Source organism: Nonomuraea mangrovi (assembly GCF_042681425.1).
GTDB classification, from domain to species: domain Bacteria; phylum Actinomycetota; class Actinomycetes; order Streptosporangiales; family Streptosporangiaceae; genus Nonomuraea; species Nonomuraea mangrovi.
On sequence record NZ_JBHUFV010000047.1, the window covers coordinates 230,910 to 247,876 of the forward strand.

19 protein-coding genes are annotated in these 16,967 nt (G+C 70.7%); 4 read left to right on the forward strand and 15 right to left on the reverse strand.

The features are described 5' to 3' along the window. Positions 1-127: 127 nt before the first annotated feature. The 3 genes from ACFSKW_RS31150 to ACFSKW_RS31160 all read right to left on the reverse strand — a co-directional run bounded on the left by ACFSKW_RS31150 (position 128) and on the right by ACFSKW_RS31160 (position 1,663). Positions 128-322, reverse strand: a complete 195-nt coding sequence (locus tag ACFSKW_RS31150; RefSeq protein ID WP_183656443.1) for a hypothetical protein — start codon at positions 320-322, stop codon at positions 128-130. A 191-nt stretch (positions 323-513) separates the two neighbouring features. After that, entirely contained in the window at positions 514-792 is a 279-nt protein-coding gene (locus ACFSKW_RS31155; RefSeq protein WP_379576047.1) for an acylphosphatase, read from the reverse strand. Beyond that, complete coding sequence (locus ACFSKW_RS31160; protein WP_379576048.1) at positions 785-1,663, reverse strand: LysR family transcriptional regulator; 879 nt, start codon at positions 1,661-1,663, stop codon at positions 785-787. The genes ACFSKW_RS31155 and ACFSKW_RS31160 overlap by 8 nt, the downstream gene beginning before the upstream one ends. Before the next feature lie 79 nt (positions 1,664-1,742). Between ACFSKW_RS31160 and ACFSKW_RS31165 the strand changes: the two genes are divergently transcribed. Then, a complete protein-coding gene (locus tag ACFSKW_RS31165; protein WP_379576049.1) occupies positions 1,743-2,903 on the forward strand; it encodes an MFS transporter in 1,161 nt (386 codons plus the stop codon). Here the strand turns inward: ACFSKW_RS31165 and mutM are convergent. From mutM to ACFSKW_RS31205, 8 genes are all read right to left on the reverse strand, one after another. After that, the gene (gene mutM / locus ACFSKW_RS31170; RefSeq protein ID WP_379576050.1) at positions 2,851-3,678 is read right to left on the reverse strand and encodes a bifunctional DNA-formamidopyrimidine glycosylase/DNA-(apurinic or apyrimidinic site) lyase; all 828 of its coding nucleotides are present in this window, start codon (positions 3,676-3,678) and stop codon (positions 2,851-2,853) included. The two genes, ACFSKW_RS31165 and mutM, sit on opposite strands and share 53 nt — an antisense overlap. 1 nt (position 3,679) lies before the next feature. Beyond that, a complete protein-coding gene (gene rnc / locus ACFSKW_RS31175; protein ID WP_379576328.1) occupies positions 3,680-4,399 on the reverse strand; it encodes a ribonuclease III in 720 nt (239 codons plus the stop codon). A 254-nt stretch (positions 4,400-4,653) separates the two neighbouring features. Next, positions 4,654-4,833, reverse strand: coding sequence for a 50S ribosomal protein L32 (rpmF, locus tag ACFSKW_RS31180; RefSeq protein WP_183656428.1), 180 nt, complete (start codon positions 4,831-4,833; stop codon positions 4,654-4,656). 1 nt (position 4,834) lies between these two features. Then, a complete protein-coding gene (locus tag ACFSKW_RS31185; RefSeq protein ID WP_379576329.1) occupies positions 4,835-5,404 on the reverse strand; it encodes a YceD family protein in 570 nt (189 codons plus the stop codon). 53 nt (positions 5,405-5,457) lie between these two features. Next, positions 5,458-5,934 carry a pantetheine-phosphate adenylyltransferase gene (gene coaD, locus ACFSKW_RS31190; protein WP_379576051.1) on the reverse strand — a complete coding sequence of 159 codons (477 nt, stop codon included), beginning with the start codon at positions 5,932-5,934 and terminating at the stop codon, positions 5,458-5,460. Positions 5,935-5,948: 14 nt separating this feature from the next. Continuing rightward, entirely contained in the window at positions 5,949-6,512 is a 564-nt protein-coding gene (gene rsmD / locus ACFSKW_RS31195) for a 16S rRNA (guanine(966)-N(2))-methyltransferase RsmD (RefSeq protein WP_379576052.1), read from the reverse strand. 424 nt (positions 6,513-6,936) lie between these two features. Then, complete coding sequence (recG, locus tag ACFSKW_RS31200) at positions 6,937-9,111, reverse strand: ATP-dependent DNA helicase RecG (RefSeq protein WP_379576053.1); 2,175 nt, start codon at positions 9,109-9,111, stop codon at positions 6,937-6,939. A gap of 34 nt (positions 9,112-9,145) precedes the next feature. Next, a complete protein-coding gene (locus tag ACFSKW_RS31205; RefSeq protein ID WP_379576054.1) occupies positions 9,146-10,702 on the reverse strand; it encodes a DAK2 domain-containing protein in 1,557 nt (518 codons plus the stop codon). A 194-nt stretch (positions 10,703-10,896) separates the two neighbouring features. Here ACFSKW_RS31205 and rpmB point away from each other — a divergent pair, with 194 nt between their 5' ends. Beyond that, on the forward strand, positions 10,897-11,082 hold the full coding sequence (gene rpmB / locus ACFSKW_RS31210; protein ID WP_354909561.1) for a 50S ribosomal protein L28: 186 nt from the start codon (positions 10,897-10,899) through the stop codon (positions 11,080-11,082). Between the two features lie 269 nt (positions 11,083-11,351). Here rpmB and thiD read toward each other — a convergent pair whose 3' ends face one another. The 3 genes from thiD to ACFSKW_RS31225 form a co-directional block, all read right to left on the reverse strand. Further along, on the reverse strand, positions 11,352-12,140 hold the full coding sequence (gene thiD / locus ACFSKW_RS31215) for a bifunctional hydroxymethylpyrimidine kinase/phosphomethylpyrimidine kinase (protein ID WP_379576055.1): 789 nt from the start codon (positions 12,138-12,140) through the stop codon (positions 11,352-11,354). Positions 12,141-12,157: 17 nt separating this feature from the next. Continuing rightward, positions 12,158-13,966, reverse strand: coding sequence for a hypothetical protein (locus tag ACFSKW_RS31220; RefSeq protein WP_379576056.1), 1,809 nt, complete (start codon positions 13,964-13,966; stop codon positions 12,158-12,160). A gap of 101 nt (positions 13,967-14,067) precedes the next feature. Then, positions 14,068-15,036 carry a thiamine-phosphate kinase gene (locus ACFSKW_RS31225; RefSeq protein ID WP_379576057.1) on the reverse strand — a complete coding sequence of 323 codons (969 nt, stop codon included), beginning with the start codon at positions 15,034-15,036 and terminating at the stop codon, positions 14,068-14,070. A gap of 122 nt (positions 15,037-15,158) precedes the next feature. Between ACFSKW_RS31225 and ACFSKW_RS31230 the strand changes: the two genes are divergently transcribed. Both ACFSKW_RS31230 and ACFSKW_RS31235 read left to right on the forward strand, forming a co-directional pair. Continuing rightward, the gene (locus ACFSKW_RS31230) at positions 15,159-15,392 is read left to right on the forward strand and encodes an Lrp/AsnC family transcriptional regulator (protein WP_354909576.1); all 234 of its coding nucleotides are present in this window, start codon (positions 15,159-15,161) and stop codon (positions 15,390-15,392) included. Next, positions 15,389-15,811 (forward strand): DUF3515 family protein, encoded by a 423-nt coding sequence (locus ACFSKW_RS31235; RefSeq protein ID WP_379576058.1) that lies wholly within the window; start codon positions 15,389-15,391, stop codon positions 15,809-15,811. The genes ACFSKW_RS31230 and ACFSKW_RS31235 overlap by 4 nt, the downstream gene beginning before the upstream one ends. Positions 15,812-15,872: 61 nt before the next feature. On the opposite strand, the gene ACFSKW_RS31240 is transcribed toward ACFSKW_RS31235, so the two are convergent. Beyond that, a complete protein-coding gene (locus ACFSKW_RS31240; protein WP_379576059.1) occupies positions 15,873-16,967 on the reverse strand; it encodes a D-alanine--D-alanine ligase family protein in 1,095 nt (364 codons plus the stop codon).

Below are 16,967 nucleotides of genomic sequence, written 5' to 3' on the forward strand. Positions count from 1 at the left end.
AGCCCGCCGCTGGTCACCGCGCTTCTGCCACCGTGAGGACAGTAAAAACGCCTCCAAGAAAAGGAGGCGGAGAAAATAGCAAGGGACGCCTCTCCGAGACGTCCCTGAATGTGGCGCTCCCGATCTCTCAGGTGAGAGCCGGCTCGCGCTCCTGCAGACGGCTGAACGCCTCATCGCGTGTCTGCGCCGCAAGAGCGTCATTTTGTGCCTGGAGCCGGGTGAGTTCTGCCTCCAGGTCGCGGATCCGCTGCTGCAAGCGGCGCATCTCCGAGACCATCCGAGGGTCAGGACCGCCGACGTGGCCGAGTAGAGCCTTCGCCATGGTAAAGGGTCCTCCACGCTGAGTGACCAGACTGGTTCGCGCACTTCTTGTTCTGCGGGAGGGGTGCGCGTGGTACCTAACAAGAGTCGCATCGGCAGTGTGGGCGGTCAAGTCGAACGCACCGCATGGGCCTACCGATGGGCACTCCCGACATACAAATATACCCTATTTGGGGCGTTTGAAGGAAGGCGCTACCGCTCTACAAACCCGCTCAAACTACCTCGTGCTTCACTCCAGCGCTCCACAACTCCATCCACTCTGCCCGGTGTGTCGCAACCCCTGAGCAGCTCGACCAGCTTGACGCCGGCCGCCTTCGGCCCCTCGGCGACCACTTCCACCCGCCCGTCGGCAGTGTTACGGGCCCAGCCGACCAGCCCGAGCTCCAGCGCCCGCGCCCGGGTCCACCAGCGGAACCCGACGCCCTGCACACGGCCGCGCACCCATGCCGTCAGCCGCACGTTCTCACTCATGACTCACTCCTGCCCGTTGGAAGGCGCGCACCGCCGCCGTCTCCGCCTCCTTGCGCCAGACCAGCCCGAGCACCGAGTCGGGCAACCCCACGACCGGCACGAACGTGACATCGTCACGTCCGTGGTAGGCGGCCGTCGGGGTGCAGAACAGCATGGCGCCCCTGTTCAGCGCGACCTGCGTGAGGCCTTCCTGGCTCGTGGAGACCGTACCCGCCGAGGGAATCGGCCGCCCGAGCGGCGTGGTCTCGGGCGCGGTGAGCTCGCGCCACCGGCGAGGGGCCGGGCCGTCGAGCCCCACCAGCGGCAGCTCCGCCAGCTCCTCCGCCTCGATGCGCGCCCTGCGGGACAGCGGATGGCGCGGCGAGAGCGCCACCTGCAGGGGGACCTTGTTCAGTCCCGCGCCCGTCTCCAGGTCGGGCTCGTCCACGGGCAGCAGCGTGAAGCTCACGTCCACCTTGCCCTCGCGCAGCTTGCCGAACGGGTCGGCCATCGGCACCTCCACCAGCTCCACCTCGCACGCGGGATGGAGCCGCTCGAACTCCCTGACCGTGCCGGTGACGACGTCCGTCGGCGTGCCCAGGAAACCCACGCGCAGCACGCCCTCGACCATCCTGGCGGCCGACCTGGCCCTGCCGACCGCGGCCGCCAGGCCGTCGTAGGCGGGGCGCAGGTCGACCAGGAAGCGCTCGCCCAGCGGCGTCAGCCGTACGCGCCTGCTGGTGCGCTCGAACAGCCTGGCCCCGATCCTGGTCTCCAGCGCGCGCACGAGCTGGCTGACCCTGCCGGGCGACAGGTAGAGGCGCTCCGCGGCCCTGGCGAAGTGCAGCTCCTCGCTGAGCACGACGAAGCACTCCAGTTCCCTGAACTCCATCACGACTCCTTAGCCTGACTAAACCAAGGCTTCGATCTTCGTCATTGTTCCCGCAGGTGGGGGCCAGAAGGCTCGGAGCATGACGACTATCGACACCGCCACCGACACCTCCCGGGTGCCCTGGCTCGCCGTATCCGCCGTCGCGGTCGGCACCTTCACCATCGTGACCAGCGAGATGCTCCCCGTCGGCCTGCTGACGCCCATGGGGACGGCGCTCGGCGTCTCCCCGGGCGTGGCGGGGTTGACCATGTCCGCGCCTGGACTCGTGGCCGCCCTTTCCGCGCCCCTGCTGACGGTGGTCGCGGGACGGCTCGACCGGCGGGTCGTGCTGGTCGCGCTCATGGCTCTGCTCGCGGGCGCCAACCTGCTGGCCGCCCTCTCCCCCTCCTACGCGGTCATGTTGACGGCCAGGGTGCTGGTAGGGGTGAGCATCGGCGGGTTCTGGGCCTTCGCCGCCAGCCTCGCCGGACGGCTGGTCCCCGAACGGCACATCGGCAGGGCGGCCGCGATGATCGCCGGCGGCGTCTCCGTGGCCTCGGTGCTCGGCGTGCCCGCCGGCACGCTGATCCTGTCCATGGCGGGGTGGCGGGCGGCCTTCGTGGCGGTGGCCGTCCTCGCCGTCGCGGTCATGGCCGGGCTCGCCCTCCTGCTGCCGCCACTACCGGCCACCCGCGCGGTACGGCCCGCCGAACTGCTCGGCGTGTGGCGCGACGGCCCGCTCAGGACCGTCCTCGTCGCCACGGCCCTCATGGTGACCGGTCACTTCGCCGCCTACACCTACATCCGCCCGTTCCTGGAGCAGGTCTCCGGCGCGGGCCCCGGCCTGATCAGCCTCCTCCTCCTCGCGTACGGCATCGCGGGCGTCGCAGGCAACTTCGGCGCCGGCGCGAAGGCCGCCCACCGGCCGAGGGAGGTCATGGCGGTGCTCGCCATCCTGATCGCGGTGTCGACGGCCGGACTACCGCTCGCCGGCGCCTTCATGCTCCTGCTGTGGGGCGTCTCCTACGGAGGCGTGTCGGTGACCGGTCAGCTCTGGGTCGCCAGGGCCGGAGGAGGCGAGGCGGGCATGGCCATGCTGTCGTCGGTCTTCAACGCGGCCATCGCGCTGGGCGCGCTGCTCGGCGGCAGGATCGTGGACGCCGCCTCACCGAGCGCGACGATGTGGTTCGGGGCCGTCCTCGCCCTGCTCACCGCGGCTTACGCTGGCATCTGGGGCAGGAGAACGACGATCGGTTCATGAACGCGTCCCGCCTGATCGGCGTGCCGCACCGCGAGCACGGCAGGTCGCGCCTGCCGTAGGCCTCCAGCGAGCGGTCGAAGTAGCCGCTCTCGCCGTTGACGTTCACGTACAGGCTGTCGAACGAGGTGCCGCCCTGCACCAGGGCGGCACTCATGACCTGGCGCACGGCCGCCAGAAGCTCAGCGATCTTGGCCTTGGTGAGGGTCTCCGTGGGGCGCGCCCAGTGGAGCCTGGCCAGCCAGAGCGCCTCGTCGGCGTAAATGTTGCCGACACCGCTGATCAGCGACTGGTCGAGCAACGCCCGCTTGATCTCGGTGCGCTTGGCCCGCAGCCTCCTGGTGAACAGCTCCTCGTCGAAGGCGGCCTCGAACGGGTCGGGCGCGATGTGCGCGATCGGCTCGGGCACCCCGTCGACGAGCGCGGTGAGCATCACGTGGCCGAACGTGCGCTGGTCGACGAAGCGCAGGTCGTTGCCGCCATCGGCGAACGACAGCCGCACCCTGAGATGCTTCTCCAGCGCGGACTCTGGAGAGACGACGAGCAGCTGCCCGCTCATCCCGAGGTGGGCGAGGATCGCCTCGTCGCCGTCGAGCGGCAGCCACAGGTACTTGCCGCGCCGCTCGGCCGAGACGATCACGCGGTGGGCGACGTCGAAGACACCGAGCTGCCGCCGCACGGCACGCGGATGCAGGACCTCACTCGCCGCGATCGTCCGCCCCGTGACCCACTCCGCCAGGCCACGGCGGACGACCTCGACCTCCGGTAGCTCAGGCACGTCAGCCCGCCGGCTGGCTCTCGCGCTGTTCCCTGCGTGCCCTGATGCGGGTCCACGCAGCCTCGGCCGCCTGCTGCTCGGCCTCCTTCTTGCTGCGGCCCTTGCCCGAGCCGTAGGACTCGCCGCCCACCCGCACCTCGGCGGTGAAGGACTTGGCGTGGTCGGGGCCGCTCTCCTCGACGTGGTACTCGGGCACGCCGAGCGCCTCGGAGGCGGTGAGCTCCTGCAGCGAGGTCTTCCAGTCGAGACCGGCGCCGAGCGAGGCCGAACGGGTGATCAGCGGGTCGAACAGCACGTGGACGACCCTGAAGGCCTCGTCGAGGCCCTGGTTCACGTAGATCGCGCCGATCAGCGCCTCGAGGGTGTCGGCGAGGATCGACGACTTGTCGCGCCCGCCCGTGCCCTCCTCGCCCCTGCCCAGGCGCATGAACCTGCCCAGGCCGAGATGCCTGGCCACGTCGGCCAGGGCGCGCATGTTGACCACGGCCGCCCTGAGCTTGGCCAGCTGGCCTTCCGGCAGGTCGGGGTGGTTGCGATAGAGGGTGTCGGTGACCACGAGGCCGAGCACCGAGTCGCCGAGGAACTCCAGGCGCTCGTTGGTGGGCAGGCCACCGTTCTCGTACGCGTAGGAGCGGTGCGTCAGCGCCCGCTCGAGGATGTCGGCGTCGAGCCTGACGGAAAGAACCCGCTCAAGCTCGTCTCTGGCGACCTCGACAGCCACTGGCTTGGGACCTGTGCCCACGTTTTCTCCTCCTCAGAGCATCTCTCCAGAACGCGTGGGCGATGGAACTGAGAGATGCCCGAAAACGTGGTGGGCGTCGGGGACCAGCCCCGGCGTCCACCACGACCGCGGGCGAACCGCCGCCGCACGCACCTGAGACGGTGACGCCGACCGGGCGCCATCGCATCCGGTCGGCACTCCGTCAACAGCCGTTGGGAAGCGCGATCGCTCGCGCTCCTTGCTGGAATGTGCGATCAGGCAGACGGCTCGATGACCTGACGGCGGTTGTAGGTGCCGCAGGTCGGGCACGCGATGTGCGGCTGCTTGGGCGAACGGCACTGCGGGCAGCTCACCAGCGCGACAGCAGACGTCTTCCACTGGGCGCGGCGGGAGCGGGTGTTGCTCCGCGACATCTTCCGCTTCGGGACGGCCACGTCACTTCTCCTGATCGTTATCGTTCTCGGAAAACAGACCCTGCAACGACGCCCAGCGAGCGTCGATCATCTCATGCCCGTGGTCAGGGCCGGCCTCGGCCAGCTTGACCCCACACTCCGTGCACAGCCCCCGGCAGTCTTCACCGCAGACGGGACTGAGCGGCAGTGCGAGCACCACCGCGTCACGGAACGTCGGCTCGAGGTCGAGAAGTTCACCGTCGAGCAGTGAGTCCTCCTCCGAGGCGTCCTCGTCGGAGTAGAAGAACAGCTCCTGCAGGTTGACCCCGATCTCCGAGGTCAACGGGTCGAGACACCGAGCACACTCCCCCACGAGCGGAGCGTGTGCGGTGCCCGAGACGAGCACGCCTTCCATCACTGCTTCGAGCCGGATGTCCAGCTCGACTTCGGCGTCCTTGGGGACACCGATCATGTCGACGCCGAGATCTGCCGGTGCCGGGAGGGACAGAGTCATCTGCCGCATCGAGCCCGGCCGCCTGCCCAGGTCATGAGTGGAGATCACCCACGGGGCGCGGGGGTCGAGGTGCTGAGTCATCCTGCTCTCGCTAGGCATGGCGAAATCGTCGCCGTCGTACAAGGCCAGATAGCAACGATACCAGGCACCGGTCAGCCCCTGAGCCGTTCGATCAAGAGCTTGTGCACGAGATCCGGGACGAGTCCCGACACATCGCCGCCGTAGCGGGCGATCTCCTTCACTCGGGACGAGGACAGGAACGAGTATTCCGGATTGGTCGGCATGAAGAGCGTCTCGACACCGGACAGCCGGTAGTTGAGCTGCGCCATCTGCAGCTCGTAGTCGAAGTCGCTGACCACGCGGATGCCCTTGACGATCGCGGGGATGTCGTTCTGGCGGCAGAAGTCCACGAGCAGCCCGTGGAACTTCTCGACCCTGACGTTGGGGTACTCCTTCGTCACCGTCTGGAGGATGTCGATGCGCTCCTCGACCGTGAACAGGCTCTTCTTCTCGACGTTGATCAGAACGGCGACCGTCACCTCGTCATACAGCCGGGCTGACCGGCCGATGATGTCGAGGTGTCCGTTGGTGATGGGGTCGAACGACCCCGGGCACACTACGCGGCGCACATCGCCTCCCACGTTTACGGGTTCCCGGCGGCGCGACCGTACCAAACGGCCGCTTCGCCGTAACGACGGACCCTCTCCTCTTCGTAGCCCGGGGGCCACACCAGGTCCTTCCCCCTGCTCTCGCGTTCCACCGCGACGAGCGCGTCGGGCGCGAGCCACCCGTTGTCGCGCAGCGACTCCAGGACCCTCGTGACGTCCTCGTCGGTCACCGCGTAGGGCGGATCGGCGAACACGATGTCGTACGGCTCTCCCGGTTTGGCCAGCAGCCGTTCCACCCTGTCGGCCACCACCGTGGCCGTCTCGAAACCCAGGTCCTTGACGTTGGCCTTGATCGTCCTGACCGCCCGCGCGTCCGCCTCGACCAGCAGCGCGTGGGCCGCGCCCCTCGACAGCGCCTCGAGCCCGACCGCACCCGAACCGGCGTACAGGTCGATCACGCGCGCGCCCTCGATGCCATGCAGGGAGTCGAGGGTCGAGAAAACCCCTTCTCTCGCCCTGTCGCTGGTAGGCCGCGTCGTCCGGCCCGGCGGCACCGCCAATCGCCTGCCACCCACGCTTCCCGCGATGATCCGCGTCATGCCGCCCATTCTTCCGCATGTCCACGCAGGTCAAGAGTGGACAAGTGTCTGCCTCGATCACGCAAGGGTCGTAGCCATGCCCTCCGGTGCCCAGCATGATGATGACTGCGACCTTCGAGGTGACCCACATGAAGGTCGACCGGCGTGATCGTGAGCCCTTCCGCACGCCGGTTCCCTCGGCACCTGACCCGAGGGTGGGCCCAGCCGGGGACGGCATTCGGGGGGAGGCCGTCCCCGGCGCTGGGCGACTTTGGGGGTCATCGTGTACGGCGACGCCGGGCCACGGCCACCGTGGTCACCGGTCACCGTCCTTCCTTCACGCCACTCCGGCTCACCGGCGCGCCGCCGCGCTCGCCGACCGCCTTCCTTCGGCTCCCGCCTTCGAGCGGCTCGGCCCGCCTCCCCTGGATCTCGTGCTCGGTCGTCAGGTCTTCTCCAGGTAGTCGGCCTTCTCGTCGCCCAGCAGCCGGTCGATCTCCGCGCGCAGCCCCTCGTGGGACGACAGCGAAGGGTCGGCCGCCAGCAGCGCGGCCGCCTCCTCCCTGGCCGAGACGATCACGTCCTCGTCCCTGAGCAGCTGCAGCATCTTCAGCGACGACCGCTTGCCCGACTGCGCCGCGCCCAGCACGTCGCCCTCCCGCCGCTGCTCCAGGTCGACGCGCGACAGCTCGAACCCGTCGAGCGTCGAGGCCACCGCCTCGAGGCGCTCCCGCGCGGGCGTGCCCGCCGCGAACTCCGTCACGAGCAGGCACAGCCCCGGCAGCCCGCCTCGCCCGACGCGGCCCCTGAGCTGGTGGAGCTGGGAGACTCCGAACCTGTCGGCGTCCATGATGATCATGACGGAGGAGTTGGGGACGTCGACGCCGACCTCGATCACCGTCGTCGCCACCAGGACGTCGACCTCGCCGCGCGAGAAGGCCCGCATGATCGCGTCCTTCTCCTCGGGCGGGAGCTTGCCGTGCAGCACCTCGACCCGCAGGCCGCGGAGCGGCCCCGAGGCGAGCATCTCGGCCACCTCCAGCACCGCGAGCGGCGGACGCTTGTCGTCGTCGGAGGCGGTCAGGTCGCCCTCGTCGCCCTCCAGCTCGCCGATGCGCGGGCACACGATGTAGGCCTGGCGGCCCAGGCCCACCTCCTCGCGCACGCGCTCCCACGTGCGCTCCAGGTAGTGGGGCTTCTCGGCGGCGGGAACGACGTGGGAGGTGATCGGCGCGCGGCCGGACGGCAGCTGCGAGAGCGTCGAGACCTCCAGGTCGCCGAAGACCGTCATGGCGACCGTGCGCGGGATCGGGGTGGCCGTCATGACCAGCACGTGGGGCCTGCCGCCCGCGACCTTCTCGCGCAGCGCGTCACGCTGCTCGACGCCGAACCTGTGCTGCTCGTCGACGACGACCAGGCCGAGGTCGGCGAACTGCACGTGCTCCTGGAGCAGGGCGTGGGTGCCGACCACGATGCCGGCCGTACCCGAGGCGGCGTCGAGGAGGGCGGCGCGGCGCGCGGCCGTGCCCATGGAGCCGGTGAGCAGCCCCACGGCGGTGCCGCCGAACATGCCGCCCGCCGCCAGGTCGCCCAGCATCGCGGTGATCGATCGGTGGTGCTGCTGGGCCAGGACCTCGGTGGGCGCGAGCAGCACCGCCTGGCCGCCCGCGTCGACGACCTGCAGCATCGCGCGCAGCGCCACGACCGTCTTGCCCGCACCGACCTCGCCCTGCAGCAGCCGATGCATCGGGTGCGCCAGGGACAGGTCGGCGGCGATCTCCTCGCCGACCGCCGCCTGCCCCTCCGTCAGCGAGAACGGCAGCCGCTCGTCGAAGGCCGCCAGCAGGCCGTCCGCCATCGGAGGACGGGCCTTGGCCGGCCACGCGACCGCCGCCTGCCTGCGCTGGAGCAGGACGGACTGCAGCACGAACGCCTCGTCGAACTTCAGCCGCTTCTGGGCCCGCACCACGTCGCCGAAGTCCTTCGGCCGGTGGATCGAAACCAGCGCGTCGGCCAGGTCGGGCAGCTTGTGCCTGCGGCGCAGCTCCAGCGGCAGCGGGTCGTCGAGCGGGCCCAGCGTGTCGAGGATGACTCCCACCGCCCTGCGGATCGCCCACGGGGTGACGTCCTTGCCCGCTGGATAGATCGGCACAGGCGCGGCGGCGAACTCCTCCGCGCCCTCCTCGCCCTCGTCCTCGAACAGCTCGAACTCGGGGTGGCTGAGCTGCCAGCGCGGGGTGCCGCGGGCGCCGAACAGGCCGACCTTGCCGGCGAACATGCCGCGCCGCCCCGTCTTCAGCCGCGACTCGGCCACGTGGGAGCCCTTGCCGAAGAACGACAGGTAGATCTTCTTGCCGGTGCCGTCGACGACCTCGACCTCGAGCCAGGTGCCGCCCCTGTTGCGCATCGGCTTGCGCATCAGCCGCGTGACCTCGCCGACCACGGTGACGTGCTCGTCGACCTCCAGCGCGTCGAGCGAGGTGAGCTCGCCCCGCTCGGCGTAACGGCGCGGGTAGTGGCGCAGCAGGTCGCCGACCGTCTCCAGCTCCAGGACGCTCTGCAGCAGCTTGGCGGTCTTGGGATCGAGCGCCTTGGACAGCGGCTCGTCGAATCGACTCACGTCAACCAGTTCTACCGCCTGCGACCGACAGGAATCACTCGACACCGATGAGCAGCGGGTAACCGCCCTGCTCTCCCTCGTAGACGACGACCTCCACGTCGGGCCTCGTCCGCGCCAGGAACTCCGTCACGGCCTGCGCGAGCCCTTCGGGCGCGCCGGTCCCCGTGACCAGCGTGACCAGCTCGCCGCCGCCCGCCACCATCCTGTCGACGATCAGCACCGCGACCTCGGGCAGCGTGTCGCCGATGACGGCGACGTCGCCGTCGATCATGCCGAGCACATCACCCGGCCTGCTCAGTCCCGCGCTGGTGAGCACCTGCCTGTCGGCGACGGTCACGTGCCCGTAGCGGGTGTGCCCCGCCGCGTCCGTCATGGCCACCACGTCGTCGTCGAAACGGCGCAGCGGATCGTGGACGGCCAGCGCCGCGAGACCCTGCACGGTCGCCTTGGTCGGCAGCACGCTGACGACCACGCCGTCCTCGCGCGCGATCTCCGCCGCCGCGACGGCGACCGCGCGGACGCCCTCGTCGTTCGGCAGGACAGCCACCTCGCTGCCCGACTCGCGGATCGCCGCCAGCATCGCGGGCAGGGAGGGGGTCGAGCCGGGCTCCCGCCGTACGACGACGGCCCCGCACTCCTCGAACAGCGCCGCGATCCCGTCGCCCGCGGCCACCGCCACCACTCCCCTGCCGCCTGCCGCCCGGTGCGTGCGGGCGGGCGCGGCCAGGTAGGTGACCCTGATCCGGTGCGGCCTGCCCACGCGCAGCGCCGCCTCGATCGCCTGACCCGCCTCGTCGACGTGGACGTGCACGTTCCAGAGCCCGTCGCCGCCGACCACCACCAGCGAGTCGCCGAGCGTGTCCAGCTCGGCGCGCAGCTTGCCGACCGCCTCGTCCTCGGCGTCGAGCAGGTACATCACCTCGTAGCCGGCGCCCGACTCGGTCATCGGCGCGACCCGCCTGCTCGGCGCAGGAACGTCGTAACGCTGGGTGTAGGAGTCGGTGACGACCTCGGCGAGCGCCTCCATGATGATCGCCACGCCCGCGCCGCCCGCGTCGACCACCCCGCTGCGGGCCAGCACGTCCAGCTGGTCGGGAGTACGGCGGAGCGCCGCCCTCGCCTCCGCGGCCGCCTCGCGCGCGGTCGCGTCGAGATCGCCTTCGCCGGCGCCCGCGGCGACCGCCTCCAGCACGCTCAGCACGGTCCCCTCGACCGGCCTGGCCACCGCGCCCCTGGCCAGCAGGGCGGCCTTCGCGAGCCCCTCCCTCAGGTCGGTGGCGGTGCCTTCGCGCTCCTTCAGCACCTCGGCCATGCCCCTGAGCGCCTGGCTGACGATCACGCCCGAGTTGCCCCTCGCGCCGACCAGCGCGCCGTACGCCAGGGTCTGCCACACCACGGCCGCCCCCACGTCCTCCGGCAGCGCCTCGACCGCCTCGGCCGCCGAGATCATGGTGAGGTGCAGGTTGGTGCCCGTGTCGCCGTCGGCCACAGGGAAGACGTTGAGCGCGTCGATGTCCGCCCTCGCCGTCCCCAGCGCGTCGGCGGCCAGCCTGACCCAGCGGCGTACCGCGGGCGGGTCGAGAACCTCCATATGTGCTCCCTCGCGGCCCCGATGCGCTAGCGTTTCTTGCGGAGAATATCCCCAACATCCACTTGCCGCCGCGCGAGTTCGCGGTCAGGGGTGCGGATCGGATATCCTCGTCTGGCTGGCCGGTTGTCCCCGGCATGCCCTCCGCCCGAAACACCAATGCGGATTGGGCTTATCGACTGAAAAGGAGCGATACCGTGGCTTCCGTCTGCGATGTCTGCCGCAAGGGCCCGACCTTTGGTAACAACGTGTCCCACTCCCACCGTCGCACCCGTCGTCGTTGGAACCCCAACATCCAGACGGTTCGCGCGGTCGTGGGCGGTACGCCGAAGAAGCTGAACGTGTGCACCTCGTGCATCAAGGCCGGCAAGGTCGCCCGCTAGTCTTCACGACTTTCCGAAAGCCCGGCGCTCGGTTGAGCGCCGGGCTTTCGGCGTTCCCGGGATCATCGGGCTACGTTCCGGTGTCCGTCGGAGTCCATCCGCTGGCGCCCGATCGCGTCGCCGAGCCAAGGCCGGGCTGGTCGTCACCGCACGACTACTGGAGGAGCCCGGTGAGTACTGGAGGAGCCCGGCGAGGGGCGGAAGCGGCAGCACGCCTGCCTCCCGGCCCGCGAGAGCGGCTGAGCCGAGGTCCGGAGGGGCCAGAAGGCTCAGGAGCGCCACATCCACGCGTGGTCGACGGGGCCGATGCCGTCGCCCAGAGGGAAGCCGCGGCCGATCGCGCCCGTGACGTACTCCTTGGCCCTGCCCACAGCCGTCGGCACGTCGTCGCCGTACGCGAGGCGGGAGGCGATGGCCGAGGCGAGCGTGCAGCCCGTGCCGTGGGTGTGCCTGTTGTCCAGCCGCCGCGCGGTGAAACGGTACTCCTCGGTGCCGTCGGTCAGCAGGTCGACGGGTTCGCCAGGCAGGTGTCCGCCCTTGATGAGCGCCCACGTGGGGCCGAGCTCCAGGATGGAGTCGGCGGCGCGGCGCAGGCCGCTCTCGTCCTCCACCTTGACCGAGGTGAGCTGCTCGACCTCCCACAGGTTCGGCGTGACCACCGTGGCGATCGGCAGCAGCCGCGTCTTGAGCGTGCCGACCGCCTCAGGAGCGAGCAGCGAGTCGCCGTGCTTGGAGACCCCGACGGGGTCGACGACGACGGGCGCCCCCGCAGCGGCGAGCGCCTCGGACACCGTCTCGACCAGGATCGGCGATGCGAGCATGCCGGTCTTGATGGCCTGCGCGCCGATGTCGCTCAGCACCGAGTCGAGCTGGGCGCGCACCGCCTCGGGCGGCAGCTCCCAGTACCCCTGGACGCCCATGGAGTTCTGGGCGGTCACGGCGGCGATGACGCTCATGCCGTGGACGCCGAGCGCCAGCATCGTCTTGAGATCCGCCTGGATGCCGGCGCCGCCGCCGGAGTCGGATCCGGCGACGGTGAGTACGCGAGGAGGGGTCATGCCGTCCATCCAACCACTCAGCCGACCGTGCACTCCCCGCCGACCAGGCCACAGGACTCGGGGTTGTCAGGGCGGCCCAGCGCGGTGAAGGTGACCTGCACGGACTCGCCCGCCGCCAGCGTCGTGCCGGGCTGGATGACCAGCAGGCCGCCGTCCTGCATCCACTGCGCGCCCTGCACCGCGGAGACGGTGCCGACCACGGGGACGCTGACGGTCCAGTCGGTCAGCGCTCGGGCCGACTCGTTCACGACCTGCAGCTCGGCGGTGTAACCGGCCAGGCGCTGCCTGACGACGTCGAAGGTGACGTTCACCGCGGCGCCGCCGCTGCCGGTCGAGCCTGAGCCGGATCCGGTGCCGGAGGTGGAGCTGGTGACGGGGTCGGGGACACCCGGCTGGCCGGTGGCGTCCGCCTCCTGCATGTTGGAGGGGTCGGCCGACGGCGTGGGCTCCTCGGTGGGATCGCCGTCCTCGATGACCGGCGGCTTGGTGGGCCGGGTCGTCGGCCGCGGCGTGGTGGTACGGCGGGGCTCCCGCTCGGCGGCGGTGGCCGTCGGTCGGGGCCGGGAGACGACCTTGGTGGCCGACGGCTCCTCGGACGGCTCCTCGGTGGGCTCCGCGACGGCGCCGTCGTCGGTGGCCGGCTCGCTCACCTCGACGCCCGGTTCGGGTTCGGCGGTCTCGGAGACGGATGGAGCGGGCTTGCTGGACGACACCGCGCCGGCCTTGGGCGCCTCGCCGGAAGAGCTCACCATCCGCACGCCGACGACGGTGCCGCCGAGCACGATGGCGACGGCCGCGACCGACAGCAGCGCGATCTTGCCGCGCCCCTTCTGCCCCGGCTCGCGGGTCTCGGCGTCGGGACGGCGCCTGCCGCGTCGCCTGCGCGACGACTTGTCCTCGGGATCGTCGTCCCAGCCGGCGTTGTCGTCCCCCCATCCGGCCGAGCCGAGGAAGGCCGTCTCGTTGGGTTCTGGGGCCTCTTCCCATGCGGCTACGGGCTGCCTGGGCGGCCCTGTGGCCACGAGCCGGTCGTTGGGCGAGCTGTGGACAGCCGTCGGCGCCATCGCGGGCCCGGCCGCGTCGTCGAAGCCCTGCCCGCCGTACGGCGTCCCGCCGGAGGGTGGCTCGCCTGTCCCTGACCCGCCGAAGGCGGCGTCGCCGTAGCCCTGATGTCCTGGGCCGCGCCCCGCGGCGGGCTCTCCGAAGCCGGGATCGCCGAACGCCGCGCCACCGTGACCCGGATCGCCGAACGCCGCGCCACCGTGACCCGGATCGCCGAACGCCGCGCCGCCGTGACCCGGATCGCCGAACGCCGAGCCGTGGCCGGGATCGCCGAGCGCCGGGCCACCGTGGCCGGAGCCGGCGAAGGCCGAGCCGCTGTGGCCAGGGTCGCGAAAGCCGTGGTCGCCGAACGCGGCGTCGTCATAGTCCCCGTCGTCGAAACCGCGACGCCCCTCGAAGCCCCGGCCACCGGTGCCCCGGTCGTCGAAGGGCGAGGGTCCGCCGGCCGAAGGGCCGCCGCCGAAGGCGGACACGGGACCGCCGAAAGCGTCATGAGCCGACATGGGTCCCGTGGCCGGTCCGCCAGGGACGTCGGGCTGCTGCGGCGGCATGGCCCACTCCCCCGTCGAGGGGCCCGCCTGGAACTGCTGGTCGATCTGGTCGGGCGGCGCGGGCCACCCTGCCTGATCGGCCACAGGCGCCATGAAGGCCCCCGTGGCGATGGGGTCGTCGAAGGAGCGAAAGTCCGCCTCCCGGGGGTCTTCCGAGTCGCGTCCCCCCTGGTTCCACGCGTTCTCTGGTTCGCCGGTGCCGTGGCGGGCCATGTCTGCCCTTCCTGCCGGATACATGGGCCGCCCATCTTAATAACATCTTTAATACGCGTTTGTCACAACTTTCCCGGGGGTATCTTCTCGGAACGGCTCTTTCACGCTCTGAAGTGGTCCCATCCACCGGGCCCTGTCGCGCGCCCGCTGACCTTGACATTCGCCCCGTCGCTCACCCGCCCGACGACGGTCCAGTGGGGCGGCAGCCGTACCTCTGGCGGGTAGATCGCCGCCAGAGCGTGATCTTCGCCACCCGTGAGAATCCAGTCGAGCGGATCGGTCCCGAGCTCCTTCGCGGCGGCCGCCACCGGTTCTCCGACGGGGAAGGCGGCGGGATCCAGCGAGATGCCCACTCCGCTCGCCTCGGCCACGTGCCCGAGGTCCTGAAGCAGCCCGTCGCTGACGTCCAGCATCGCCGTGGCGCCCAGGCGCGCCGCCTCAGGCCCCTGCCCGTACGGCGGCCGCGGCCTCCTGTGCGCCTCGACGGCCTCCAGGAGCGGCCCGTCGGCTGGAACGATCCCGGCACCCAGGAGGGCGAGCCCGGCCGCCGCGTAGCCCAGCCGTCCCGCGTAGGCGACCACGTGGCCGGGACGCGCCCCCGAACGGGTGACGGGCGCGTGCCCAGCGAGATCGCCGAGGGCCGTCACACCGATCACCACGAGCTCGGAGCCGGCGATGTCACCGCCGGCCACGCTTGCCCCGACCAGCGCGCACTCGTCCCTGAATCCGTCGGCGAGCCCGTCGACCCACTCCACGGGAACGTCAGCCGGCATGCCGAGCCCCACCACGAGCGTGGTCGGAATCGCCCCCATCGCGGCGATATCGGAAAGATTCTGTGCTGCAGCCTTCCTACCTACGTCATAGGCGCTGGACCAATCGCGACGAAAGTGCCTACCCTCGATCAACAAGTCCGTTGTCACCACGACGCGCCCGTCGGGCGCTTTCACCACTGCGGCGTCGTCACCGGGACCGAGGAGCACACTCTCGCCCTGTGGCAGGCGCCGCGCAATGCGCGCTACAACTCCGAACTCGCCGAGATCTCCGACTGTGATGACGCACCTCCTGCTCATGAGAGACATTCCCGCCAAACCGCCAGCCACCGTATGGCATGAATACAACCCACATTTCTCATGAGGTGGCACACAGGGTACGGTGGCCCTTCGGCGCTGATCCAATCGCCCGGGAGGACGTAATGGTGCAGGCGTACATCCTTATCCAGACCGAGGTCGGCAAGGCCGCCGCGGTGGCCCGTGAGATCTCCGGCATCACCGGGGTCACCCAGGCCGAGGACGTGACGGGGCCCTACGACGTGATCGTGCGCGCCGAGGCCCGCAACGTGGACGAACTCGGCAAGCTGGTCGTCGCGCAGATCCAGGCCGTGGAAGGCATAACGCGTACGCTGACGTGCCCTATTGTCCATATATGAAACGAGGCGTTGCCATCCTGGCGCTGTTCCTCCTCGCCGGGTGCGGCGGCGCCGTGCAGGTCGAACCGCCCGTCCCCGAGGGGGAGGCCGTCGCGGCGTGCACGAAGCTCTCGGGCCTGCTGCCGCAGAAGGTCGACGGCGCGGGCCGCATGGCGTCCACGCCCGAATCGCCGTACGTCGCGGTGTGGGGGTCGGCGGAGATCGCGCTGCGGTGCGGGGTGCCCCGGCCCGCGAGGATGGCGGCCACCGACCAGCTGGCTGAGCTCGACGGGGTCGGCTGGTTCGCCGACCCCTCTGCGCCGACCCTGTTCACGGCGGTGACGGACACGGCCTACGTCGAGGTGACGATCGCGAAGACGCACGAGGCGACCAGCGTGCTGATCGACCTGGCCGAGCCGATCAAGAAGGCCACCGGCTGACTCGTCAGTCCTCGGGGACCGGCCGGCGGTCGTACGACGCGCGGGTGACGCGCCGTACGGCTCAGCGGAGGCCGGCGCGGCGACTGAGCGCGAGCTGGATGAGGCGCTCCACCAGCTGCGCGTAGCTGAGCCCCGTGGCCGCCCACAGCTGCGGCGCCACCGACAGCGACGTGAAGCCCGGCATCGTGTTGATCTCGTTGAGGATCAGCCGCCCGTCGGGCGTGTAGAAGAAGTCGACCCGCGACAGCCCCTCGCAGCCCAGCGCCTCGAAGGCCCGCACCGCCATCGCGCGCAGTTCCTCGGTCTTGTCGGCAGGGATGTCGGCCGGCACGGCCAGCGACATCTGGTCCGGATAGTACTTCGCCTCGAAGTCGAAGAACTCCTGGCCGCCCTCCACGAGTACCTCGCCCGGCACGGAGGCGGCAGGCGGCTCGTCGCCGAGCGACTCCAGCACCGCGCACTCGATCTCGCGCCCCACGATCGCCGCCTCGACCAGGATCTTCGGGTCGTGCGCCTGGGCGACCTCGATGGCCGCCTCCAGCGACGCCAGGTCGTGCGCCTTGGAGATGCCCTGACTCGACCCCGCTCGAGCCGGCTTGACGAACACGGGCCAGCCGAGCTCCTCGACCTCCTTGACCACGCGGTCCCTGTCGAGTCGCCAGTCGCGCTCGCGCACCACCACGTAGCGGCCGATGGGCAGCCCGGCGGAGGCGAGGATGGTCTTCATGTAGCCCTTGTCCATGCCGACCGCGCTGGCCAGCACGCCGGAGCCGACGTAACGCACTCCCGCCATCTCCAGCAGCCCCTGGATCGTGCCGTCCTCGGCGAAGGGGCCGTGCATGACGGGGAAGACCACGTCGACCGAGCCCAGCTCGACGGGGATGCTGCCCTGCTCGTAGGCGACCAGCGCCGCCTCGCCGGACGGCAGGGCGAGCTCGGCGCCCGAGGTGTCGACGACGGGCAGCTTGCCGTCCTCGATCGCGAACTGCTGGTCGCTCGCCGCGAGCACCCACCGGCCGTCCTGGGCGATCCCGATGGGGATCACCTCGTACTTGGACCTGTCGATCACCTCGAGCACGCTGCCCGCCCCCATGAGGGAGACGGCGTGCTCAGAGTTGCGACCACCGAAAACGACCGCGACGCGTGGCTTGCTCAT